Origin of the sequence: Streptomyces sp. DH37, assembly GCF_029813835.1 — a bacterium.
Classification (GTDB): Bacteria; Actinomycetota; Actinomycetes; order Streptomycetales; family Streptomycetaceae; genus Streptomyces.
The window spans coordinates 1-467 of the sequence record NZ_JARVKV010000175.1 but is presented as its reverse complement, the minus strand read 5'-3'; the positions used below and the strand labels follow the sequence as shown (position 1 = coordinate 467).

At 78.6% G+C, this 467-nt stretch carries 1 pseudogene; it reads left to right on the top strand.

The features are described from left to right. A pseudogene (locus QC029_RS30540) lies at window positions 1-467 on the top strand (3-oxoacyl-ACP synthase); the annotation flags it as partial.

Here is a 467-nt window from a genome sequence, read left to right as displayed (position 1 = left end):
GTCCCGCTACACCCTCGCGCTCGGCGCGGCCCTGCGGGGGCGGGGCGAGGCGGACACCGTCATCGGCGCGGGCGTCGACGCGATCACCGAGCGCATGCACGGCCTGGCCGACCGGGACCAGCCGGACCCGCCGGCCGCGCTGCGCACCCTGGACGTCAACCGCAAGGGCACCCTCCTCGGCGACGGGGCCGCCGCCGTGGTGCTGCGCCGGGAGGACCTGCCGTGGCCGGGCGGCCGGCTGTGGGGCAGGCTGCGCGGGGTCGGGATGACCTGCGACGCCAAGCACCCCCCCGCGCCGGACCGCGAACAGGTCGCCGAGGCGATGCGGCAGGCCCACCGGCACGCGGGCACCCGGCCGGGCGACATCGACCTGGTGCTGCTGCACGGCACCGGGACGCCGCTCAACGACCGGGTCGAGATCACCGCCTACGGCGAGGTCTTCGGCGACGCGGCGGGCGGCCCGGTGC